Annotated in this window: 9 protein-coding genes and 1 pseudogene; 2 read left to right on the plus strand and 8 right to left on the minus strand. The window is 42.8% G+C overall.

The genetic code is table 11. From position 1 onward, the window contains the following. A pseudogene (locus tag NSS60_RS10225) lies at positions 1-99 on the minus strand (SDR family NAD(P)-dependent oxidoreductase); the annotation flags it as partial. A gap of 148 nt (positions 100-247) precedes the next feature. Between NSS60_RS10225 and NSS60_RS10230 the strand changes: the two are divergent. Continuing rightward, entirely contained in the window at positions 248-1,096 is an 849-nt protein-coding gene (locus NSS60_RS10230) for a metallophosphoesterase (RefSeq protein WP_340720829.1), read from the plus strand. Here the strand turns inward: NSS60_RS10230 and crcB are convergent. The 4 genes from crcB to NSS60_RS10250 are packed head-to-tail and all read right to left on the minus strand — an operon-like array spanning position 1,091 to position 5,407. Further along, positions 1,091-1,423, minus strand: a complete 333-nt coding sequence (crcB, locus tag NSS60_RS10235) for a fluoride efflux transporter CrcB (RefSeq protein ID WP_035018761.1) — start codon at positions 1,421-1,423, stop codon at positions 1,091-1,093. The genes NSS60_RS10230 and crcB overlap by 6 nt on opposite strands. Beyond that, positions 1,420-1,806, minus strand: a complete 387-nt coding sequence (locus tag NSS60_RS10240) for a fluoride efflux transporter FluC (protein ID WP_035019241.1) — start codon at positions 1,804-1,806, stop codon at positions 1,420-1,422. The genes crcB and NSS60_RS10240 overlap by 4 nt, the downstream gene beginning before the upstream one ends. Before the next feature lie 14 nt (positions 1,807-1,820). Continuing rightward, positions 1,821-3,893 (minus strand): RNA degradosome polyphosphate kinase, encoded by a 2,073-nt coding sequence (locus NSS60_RS10245; RefSeq protein WP_340720830.1) that lies wholly within the window; start codon positions 3,891-3,893, stop codon positions 1,821-1,823. A gap of 2 nt (positions 3,894-3,895) precedes the next feature. Beyond that, complete coding sequence (locus NSS60_RS10250) at positions 3,896-5,407, minus strand: Ppx/GppA family phosphatase (protein ID WP_004891335.1); 1,512 nt, start codon at positions 5,405-5,407, stop codon at positions 3,896-3,898. Between the two features lie 119 nt (positions 5,408-5,526). Here NSS60_RS10250 and NSS60_RS10255 point away from each other — a divergent pair, with 119 nt between their 5' ends. Next, positions 5,527-5,967 carry a YkyB family protein gene (locus tag NSS60_RS10255; protein ID WP_004891336.1) on the plus strand — a complete coding sequence of 147 codons (441 nt, stop codon included), beginning with the start codon at positions 5,527-5,529 and terminating at the stop codon, positions 5,965-5,967. Between the two features lie 272 nt (positions 5,968-6,239). On the opposite strand, the gene NSS60_RS10260 is transcribed toward NSS60_RS10255, so the two are convergent. Genes NSS60_RS10260 through NSS60_RS10270 form a run of 3 tightly spaced genes read right to left on the minus strand, consistent with a single transcriptional unit; the run spans position 6,240 to position 9,909 of the window. Further along, positions 6,240-7,352, minus strand: coding sequence for a Ger(x)C family spore germination protein (locus tag NSS60_RS10260; RefSeq protein WP_064214027.1), 1,113 nt, complete (start codon positions 7,350-7,352; stop codon positions 6,240-6,242). Next, positions 7,349-8,449: a GerAB/ArcD/ProY family transporter gene (locus NSS60_RS10265; protein ID WP_081254026.1), complete on the minus strand. Its 1,101-nt coding sequence runs from the start codon at positions 8,447-8,449 to the stop codon at positions 7,349-7,351. Before NSS60_RS10265 ends, NSS60_RS10260 begins: the two co-directional genes overlap by 4 nt. Beyond that, the gene (locus tag NSS60_RS10270) at positions 8,446-9,909 is read right to left on the minus strand and encodes a spore germination protein (RefSeq protein WP_064214028.1); all 1,464 of its coding nucleotides are present in this window, start codon (positions 9,907-9,909) and stop codon (positions 8,446-8,448) included. The genes NSS60_RS10265 and NSS60_RS10270 overlap by 4 nt, the downstream gene beginning before the upstream one ends. Positions 9,910-10,004: the final 95 nt, after the last annotated feature.

Consider the following 10,004-nt stretch of genomic DNA (forward strand, 5'->3'; position numbering starts at 1 on the left):
TGTAATGACGACATGCGCCCCTTGTTCAGCGAACTGCTTCGCCATATATTTCCCCATACCGCTTGAACCACCTGTAACAATAATGACTTTTCCGTTCATCTTCTCAACCTCTTTTTATGGATGGTTATTCATTCATTTTTATTGTACTATATATTTAGAAAATTTTTAACATTGTTTTTTGTTGTTTTTATCGACTTTTTTCTTTTATAATGAGTGGAGAACATTTTCATAGTAAGGTTTGAAGCGAATGAAACGACGAGATTTTTTAAAAACGTTTTTTTCTTTGTTCGTCAAAGGGGCGTTGCTTTCAACAGCGGGATATATGTATGCGAAATATATTGAACCGCGACGGTTGACGGTGCGCCGTTATGATGTCGTGCATCCGCTTATTCCAAAAAGCTTTGACGGATGCCGGCTGCTTCAATTTAGCGATGTGCATATCGGGTACCATTATACTGTTCGTCATTTTCGACAAGTAGTCGAACAAATAAATGCGCTCGATCCGCATCTGATTTGTTTTACAGGTGATTTGCTTGATGAGCCGAACAAATATGAGCACGTTGAAACGATTACGACATTATTGAAACAACTTCACGCTCCTCTTGGGAAATTTTGCATTTACGGAAACCACGATCATGGCGGATACGGTACAGACATATATAAACGAATGATGACAGCAAGCGGATTTCGACTACTTGTCAATGAATGGGTAACGATTGAACGAGGACATGAACGAATTGCGATCGCGGGGTTAGATGATTTTATGCTCGGTAAGCCTAATTTCGCCAAAACGGTGCAACAGTTGCCGAAAGAAACGTACACGATCGCTTTAATTCATGAACCTGACCTTGTGACGCAAGCGAGCGTCTATCCGTTTCATCTTCAATTGTCAGGTCATAGCCATGGGGGACAAATTCAACTGCCTTGGATCGGCCCGCTCGTAACCCCTCCGCTTGCGAAACAGTATGTTGAAGGATTTTATGACATCGGGCAGCTCACCTTGTACGTCAATCGCGGACTTGGTACGACGCGCATGCCGTTTCGCTTTTTAACGCCGCCAGAACTTACGTTGTTTACGTTAAAAGCCGGGTCATAACATGAACCCGGCTTGAAACAAGCATATGCTCCCAATGATTGAAGCGCTTATGTACAAAAACGCTTCTTTATATTGTTTGCCCAATAACAGCTGTAAAGCTTCGACGCTAAATGTTGAAAACGTCGTAAACGCGCCGAAAAATCCGACCGTCACTCCAACCGACTGGACGTCGTAGGCAAGCGCGATACCGAGCCCAAACGAACCGATCCAGTTAATAAATAAAATGGAAAGAGGCACAGGTGACTGTTTCGTCCAACGCATCAGCCATATGCCAAGCTTGTACCGACACCACGCCCCTAACGCGCCACCAAGTGCGACATACATCATGACGCCTCACCTACGCTTCTTGCACCAACTCGTTCACCGACATATATTCCTGCATAACAAAGAAGCAAGCCACCAACAAGTGAAGCGACAACATACAAACTTGCGCTAGCGATCTGTACGTGCCATAACACGACCGTTTCCTTACTAAACGTCGACATCGTCGTCAATCCGCCGCAAAATCCTGTACCAATCGCAAGCCGCAACCATTCAGCCATTTTTCCTTTTCCGACGTAAGAAGTCAATGCGCCAAGCAAAAACGAACCGATGTAATTGACAAACAACGTTCCCCACGGAAATGTAAGAAACGGGAAAAGAAGCGCAACGCCGTATCGGCATAACGCTCCGAATGCTCCCCCAATGGCGACCGCTCCGCTTTCTTTCATCATATCACATCACCTCATTCTTCATCGTCTGCCACATCATACGCCATTTGAAACAACATCATTTGGCTATCGACTTCTTCTTCGTCTTCTTTTCGTTTCACATATTCGTACTCGCCATCTTCATTTTGTTCGCGCGCTTTGACGTTATCAGAAAGCAAAATGTGTAACACCTCAATAAGCCGCTCTTTTAATTGTTGACGGAAAATCGGGAATAAAATTTCGATGCGGCGATCCATATTGCGCGTCATCCAATCGGCAGACGATAAAAAGACGCGTTCTTTTCCATGATGATGAAAATAATAAACGCGGCTATGTTCTAAAAAGCGGCCGACGATGCTGCGCACGCGAATGTTTTCGCTTACTCCTTTGATTTGCGGGCGCAAACAACAAATGCCGCGCACAATTAAATCGATTTGTACGCCCGCTTGTGACGCTTCGTATAGCTTCATAATCAGCTGTTTATCCGTAAGCGAGTTCATTTTTGCGATGATGCGACCATCTCCGTATTGTTGATGAGAGCGAATTTCGTCGTCAATGAGCTGTAAAAATCGTTGCCGTAAATCAAACGGGGCGACGACTAAATGATGAAATTCCGGTTTTTCCATATAGCCGCTTAAATAATTAAAAAAGTTTGTCGCATCTTCACTAAATTGTTCATTGGCGGTAATGAAGCCGAAATCGGTGTACACTTTCGCAGTCGCATCGTTATAATTGCCTGTTCCTAAATGAACGAACCGCTCAATTTTTCCATGTTTTTGCCGAACGATTAACGTAATTTTACTATGCGTTTTTAAATGCGTCATGCCATAAATGACATGGCAGCCTGCTCTCTCAAGCTCTTTCGCCCATTGCACGTTATTTTCTTCATCAAACCGCGCTCTTAATTCGACGAGAACGGTCACTTGTTTGCCGTTTTCTGCTGCACGCTTTAACGCTTCAATAATTGGCGAATCGCCACTGACGCGATACAGCGTCTGTTTAATTGCCAACACATCTGGGTCATCTGCCGCATCGGAAATAAAATCAATTACTGGCTCAAACGACTCATACGGATGATGAAACAATAAATCGCGCTCTTTCGCTTTTTCAAATACGTCTTCTTCATCATCTAAGTCTTTTGGCGGCTGCGGAATGAGCGTTTCAAAAATCAAATGTTCTTTGTAGCGCGCCACTTCATGATAAAACGAAAATAAAAACGTCAAATCAATCGGCCCATCTATTTTGTACACATCTTTTTCGTGAATTTCTAGCTCATCTAATAAATAATCGAGCACCCATTCGTCAAATCCTTTTTTGCTCATTTCAAGCCGCACCGCTGCGCCCCATTTCCGCTTTTTTAACTCTTTTTCAATTTCTTTTAATAAATCGCGCGCCCCTTCTTCATGAATCGTTAAATCCGCATTGCGCGTAATGCGAAATTGCGTGACAGACAGCACCGTATACCCTTTAAATAGCGTATGAATAAACGTCGTAATGACATCCTCTAACAGCGCATAAGCGCGAATATCGTTGTTCGTCGGGAGAGGGATAAAACGATTTAACACAGCCGGCACTTGCACAATCGCTAATTTTTTTCGCTCATCGTCATCAAGAACGATCGCCAAGTTTAAACTTTTATCTAGCAACATCGGAAACGGACGATACGCATCGACAGCCATCGGCGTTAAAACAGGAAAGATGTTTTTCATAAAATACGACTGCAAATACGTTGTTTGTTCGTCGTTCCATTCATTTGGGGCAAGCAAATGTACCCCTTCAGCACGTAGCATCGGCAACAACGTCCGATTGTACATGTCATACTGCAACTTGACAAGCTCGTGCGTTTTTTTCGCAATTTTTTTCAACTGTTCTTTCGGCGTTAACCCGGCTTTATTTTCTGGCTTATTAAAACCAGCCTTCACTTGGTCTTTTAAACCGGCCACGCGCACCATAAAAAATTCATCTAAATTCGAACTAAAAATCGCTAAAAATTTCAATCGTTCTAATAGCGGATTGCGCTCGTCAATCGCTTCTTGCAAAACGCGCTCGTTAAATGCGAGCCAACTTAATTCGCGGTTATTGTAATACATCGGATGACTAAAATCCATCCTCATCCCCCCATATGAAACTGTAATAAAATCGGTCGTTTTAACATTTTTTCGATATGCTTTTTATGTTTTTCGGCTTGATATTCTTCCGCCTTAAACGATTCGTTGCAAAAGATGTGTATCACGATCGTTTCCTCGTGACGTTCAAGCTGCAAACGGTTGACGATGTTTCGTTTCGTATTGTTTAAACTATAAGCAAATTTCAATAATGCACCAAGAAAACGAAGCTTTTTTTGTTCTGCACGAGTAAACCACGAATGAAACGGCTGAATATATTGTTTAAACAATGTTTTATTTTTAAATGAAGCGACAAGCGCAAGCTGCACGCGATCGCGATGGTTTAATCCGTCAATCGTTCGATTCGCCAAAATGTAAAACGTATGTTGGCTGCTCGCTTCTTCATCGACATATTGCCCTAAATAAAACACATGAGCAGCGCGTTTTAATAAGACGAGGTCTTCCCCGGTAAGCGGAAAAAGGGCGAGCGCGCGCACTTGTTCAAACAATGGAATGACAAGTTTTAATACGTGTTGGACATGATTTGTATTCACTTCGTAGTCTTGGGCTAATTCAAAAAAACTTTCTTCTAATACGCTGGGAAAAGCACTCGGTCCGAACTGTTCATAAAAAATGCCGTCGCGCAAGCCTTTTCGGCTTAAAATAAACATCGTGGCATCTACCGTTTCATATAACGTTTGAAATACTTCAACCGCAGGAATAATTAAATCGGCTCGATCTTTCGATAATGCTTCCACTTTTTGTAGCTGTTCAAATGTCAACGAACGTAAATATTTTTTTACTTCAACGATATGGTCGCGCTTCATTTCATATTGATGAATGCCAGCAATCGGGTAGTTTTGCAGCATTTGATGCACTTGCACGACGTTGCGGGCGCTTCCGCCAATCGCGATAATTGGCAGACGGCGTTGTTTTAGCCACGGAAGCGACTGAAATTGTTTTTCGACGTACGCACGCAACTTCTGCAACTCTTCATCGGTCGGAACGTTCCCCGCAACAAAATCGCGCTTTAACGATAGCGCCCCAAATGGAAAGCTATGATAATCGACAAGTTCGCGATTGTGAAAATACGTCACTTCCGTACTTCCTCCGCCAATATCAACCGTAATGCCTTCGTGAAACGATGTCGATTGGACAACCGCTAAAAAACCGTAGTATGCTTCTTCATATTCGGATAAAATACGAATATGAAAATCAGTGCGCTCCGCGACGATGCGAACGATGTCATCGCGATTGCGCGCTTGGCGAATTGTTGCCGTCGCTACACATTTCACATCGTGCAAGCGATGAAAACGCGTAACATCTTGAAAGGTAAGCAACCCTTCTAAAAGCACATGTAATCCTTCGTCTGTCAACCATCCGTCTTCCGTTAAATAGTTGCGCAAGCGGGCTGCGATTTTTACATTTTCTCGCTCTCTCAAGCGACCGCTTTTGCTTCGTTCGTAAATGACAAGGCGCATCGTATTTGAGCCGATATCAATAATGCCGTATTTCAACGTTCGTCCTCCCTTATGAATAAAATGTAAAAAAAAAAAAAATAAATTGAAAATTTTCCAAAAACATAGGTTATCGTGTATAATAAAAGTGTAACCAAATGAAAAGGGGTTGAATGCCAATGGAAACAGTCGAATGCACCGTTGAAAATTTGTCGGTTGCGCTGTTTACTGTCAATCGTCATGCGAAAACCGCTTTAAATCCTTCGTACTTGTATTTGTTGAAGAAAAAAACGATTGAAAAAATGCTCGAAGAAGGAAAAGCGAAAAAAGTTGGGCTTCATTTTTCCCGAAATCCGAAGTACAGCCAGCAAAAATCGGATGTGCTTGTGGCGATCGGTGCGTACTACTTCCACATACCTCCAACAAAAGAAGACTTCAAGCATTTGCCTCATCTCGGTACGTTGGACGATTCTTATCGCAACCCTGTTGTTAAAATGCCTTTGTCTCAAGCGAAGCGATTACTACAAGCGTATACAGGCATTTCGCCAGAAGATGTACAGCCGAAGCCGAAACGCTACGAGTGGCCACGCACGAATCGGTTAGGGAAAACATTTCGCTAAGGACAAACCTTCCTCGAAAAACGGCAAACATACTTTATCATATTACACAAAAGGGCAACCTCTTAATGAGATCGCCCTTTTTCATTCGTAATAAAAAAATGGCATATTGATCAAACTGTTGCCCAACGACCTCCCATTTCATGAATGGGGGTGTTGGTACAGAAACTGTTGTTCATTCATGCTGTAATCCTCGCTTTTTGTATTGTCCCTCCTTTTCTTATTAAACCATACGTGATAAAGATTGAAAATAGCTTTTCACGAAGAAATACAGATTAGTCAATTTTTCCTGTGCGTAAAATCGATACGTTGACATCCACATCCATTTGAGCTTCTCGATACAATTCGTACCATTGTTTATCCGTCAACTGCAATGCGCGCACCGAGTGGTCGTATATTTGCCCGAAGCCGATCGGATCGGTTTTGTATGCTTTTAGTTTATTTAATAGTTTCTCTATTTCTTTTTTCATTTGTTTTTCAATCGCTCGTTCAAGTGTGCGTATATTCGCTTGCGTAATCGGCTTCATTTTCTCCGACATCTCTAAAATTTCTGCTTGCATTTTTACTGTGACACGAAAATGCGGCGCTGGCTTTTGGCTGATGAGTTTAATTTTCCGTTTTGTGTGAATTTCGTTCATGACGATATTCACCTTCTTCCCTTTTTTCTTGGGCAGCAACGGAGCTACTTCGTCGCGAGACACCGATATTCTTTTCAACCCGGCGTTATATTCGGAAGCTAATATTTTAATATAAAAACTTTCATCGAGCGGCACGCTTCCGACTAGTTTGTCTCCGCGAAATAACGCCACTTTTTCAATAATCGGTTTATCATCCCGCATCGATAAATAAGGCAATACCGGATCTTTGCCGACATCGTAATAACTACTAACAAACTCATGCAACGTTGCCGCAAGCAATGATTCGCTGCGCAAGTTTTTTTCAATTAATCGATATAAGTACGTGCCAATGTCGGTCATATCTTCATACTTTTTACTTTTTATCACTTGCTTCGCGCTCGGTTCGGAAACGGTTAAATAAACGAGCGATCCGATACTGGCATCGCGCCGCAACGAATCGGTCATCGTAAAAATGCCTTCTTCCTCCGCTAGTTCCTTTCCGTACACAACAACGCGTAATTGCCCTGAGTCTAAATCGTGGCTCGTTCGCGCTTCTAAAATTTGACGAAATCCTTTGCCCGTTTTGTCCGTCGCTTCAATCACTTCGGACATCGAAGATTTGTTCGTTTGAAACGAAAGTATCACTGCACCACCTTCATACGACTTTCCTTTTTTATCGAAGGCAGTAGCGGTAATAATGCCTCTTTCTTCTAAGATGCGCGGCGATACACATCCGCTTAACAATAACATACAAACGATAAGCCGTTTCATTTAGCGCTCCCCTTTGCCCATTTTTTTATGCGCACAAGCACGTACAATATAAACGGATATACAAAGCTAAGCCCAAATCCGTAATAACCGACTTGGTCAATAAATTCGTTAATCGTTGCCCGCTTTTCAAAAATAATCGCAACAACGTACGATAAAAACGCAAAAACGAAAAGTAAATATTTTTGTTTCACACGAAAAAGCTCTTTTCCGCCGCGCGTCATCGCCCACATAGACATAAGTAAATTCGGTAAAATGACAAGAATCAAAAGCGGAATGAGGAGATATTCACATCGCTCAAAAAATGGGAGCTTGGCGATTTTAACCATCGATAACGATGCCCAAATGGTGCCATCGAGTTGCTTCGGGCTAAAAAAGACGATGGCGATGACAGTCACTACAGCTACAAGAAACGTCGTTAATAAAACACCAAATTGGGCATAACGATGCACGCGTTCTTTTTCTTTTACAAACGGATAAATGATGTACAATACTTCAAATCCGAGCATTGTGTATGCTGTTTTTAATACGCCGTTTGCCATTTGTTTTGGCGTCGCTTCCCAAATAGGAAGTAAATGAATCCATTCCGCGTATTTGAGCGGTTGAAAGAAGACAAACACAATCCAAATCGTCATAAAAAACGTTAAAAAACTTGCACCTGCTACAAAGCGAAGTCCTCCCCCGTACAACGCATATACGGTTAACAGTAATAAAACTAATGCCCCACTCCAAAGCGGAAAATCAGGGTACATCCACGTTGACATTATTTCAGCATAACCGAGCAAAAGGGACGTATACACCATTAAAAAATAAACAACAACTGCGCCATTGGCGATCCAGCCGAGCACGCGCCCGTAGACGAACGTATGAAGCGAAAAAATGTTGTCATGTTCTGTTTGTTTTAACGTTTGACAAATGATGAAAACGACAAGATGAATCCATAAGCCGCTCAGTAACACAGCAATCCACGCATCTTGGCGCGCTTCGACAAAAATGACACGCTGCACACCGACGATGCCAAGCCCGATTTGCATGTCGTGAACGAGAAAAAAAACGAGATAAGCGTTAATCAATATCCGTTCGCGTGGCGTTTTCATCATTCATCCAAATCCTTTCGTTTCGCCGCTTCCCGCCATGAAAAACGGCGGGAGTTTTGCGGACGGTTCGTTTTCGGACGTTGGCTATAAAATTTAATTGGAAGGCGAACGAGCGCATATTTTATATCCGCCAAACGAAACGGATAAACAGGCGATAAATATGGACGTCCGAGCGATGTAAGTTTTAATAAATGAGTGAGCAAAAAGCCAAAGCCAACAAAAATGCCAACGAGCCCCAAAAACGCCGCTAAAACAATAATCGGAAAGCGTAAAATGCGAATCGTCGCCCCCATTTCATAACTCGGCGATGTAAATGAACCGAGCGCACTTAATGCGACGATAATAATGAGCACGTTGCTCGTAAAGCCTGCCGCTACCGCTGCTTGTCCGAGGACGATACCACCAACAATACCCATAGTTTGACCGACTTTTGTCGGCAAGCGCGCCCCCGCTTCGCGCAACAGTTCAATCATAAATTCAAGCAATAGCGCTTCGATGACCGGAGGAAACGGGACGCGCGAACGCGATTGACCAATCGTCAAAAGCAAAGCGGAAGGAAGGACTTCGGGATGATACGTAATGACAGCAACATAAAGCGGCGATAAAAAGATTGAGAAAAAAATGCCGAGCATGCGAATGGCGCGCAACACCGTGCTCATCGTCCAACGTAAATAAATATCTTCTGTCGTTTCAAAAAAGCTAAAAAACGTCGTCGGACAAATAATAACCGTCGGGCTGCGATCAACGAAAATGCCGATGCGCCCGTTCATTAAATTGTACGCTAGTCGGTCAGGAAGCTCCGTTAATAAATATTGCGGAAAAATCGTATACGTATGATCGTCCAATAGTTGAGCTAATACGGAACTGTCGGTCACTTCGTCAATGTGAAGCTCAGACAGCCGTTGTTTCACCGTTTGAACGTTTTCTTCATCGGCAATATCTTCGATGTACACGACGCGCACTTCAAGCTTGTTGCGCTCACCGATCGTCATTTTTTCAGTTACTAACTTTTGATCGGTAATATTTTGACGTAAAATGCGAATGTTCGTATCAATCGACTCGGTAAATGATATTTTTGGTCCTAAAACGAGCGATTCCGTCTCTGCCTTTTCAAGCGACCGTTCGATATTTTCTGCGATTTTGACGGCAAGCCCGCTCTTTTCTTTTTCAATATAAATGCCTGCCCAGCCATCACGTATATATGTCGCCATATCGTCCGTCGTTTCACAAATGTGCACCGCGCCAATCGGCAAACAGCGCGCCAACTGTTCAATCGATACGTTCTCTTGTTCATGAATAAATGCCAACACGTTTTGTTGCAAATAATTGTGATTAATTAAATTGCTTAAAAATAAGACGTCGACCATTTTTCCTTTGCATTGAATGCGACGGCACTTGAAATCTGGCGAATGGGCGAGCCGTTTCGCGACATCATCGACTCGATTTTTTTCCGTAAACCACATGATGTTGCCCCCTTTTTCTTCCGCTCCGTTTTTTACTAGTTTGCAATGACGGCTCATTTTTATGCAAAAAAAGAGGAAACCTTAATTGGCTTCCT

Source organism: Anoxybacillus sp. FSL W8-0382, from assembly GCF_038003845.1.
In the GTDB taxonomy this organism is placed as follows: Bacteria; Bacillota; Bacilli; order Bacillales; family Anoxybacillaceae; genus Anoxybacillus; species Anoxybacillus flavithermus_G.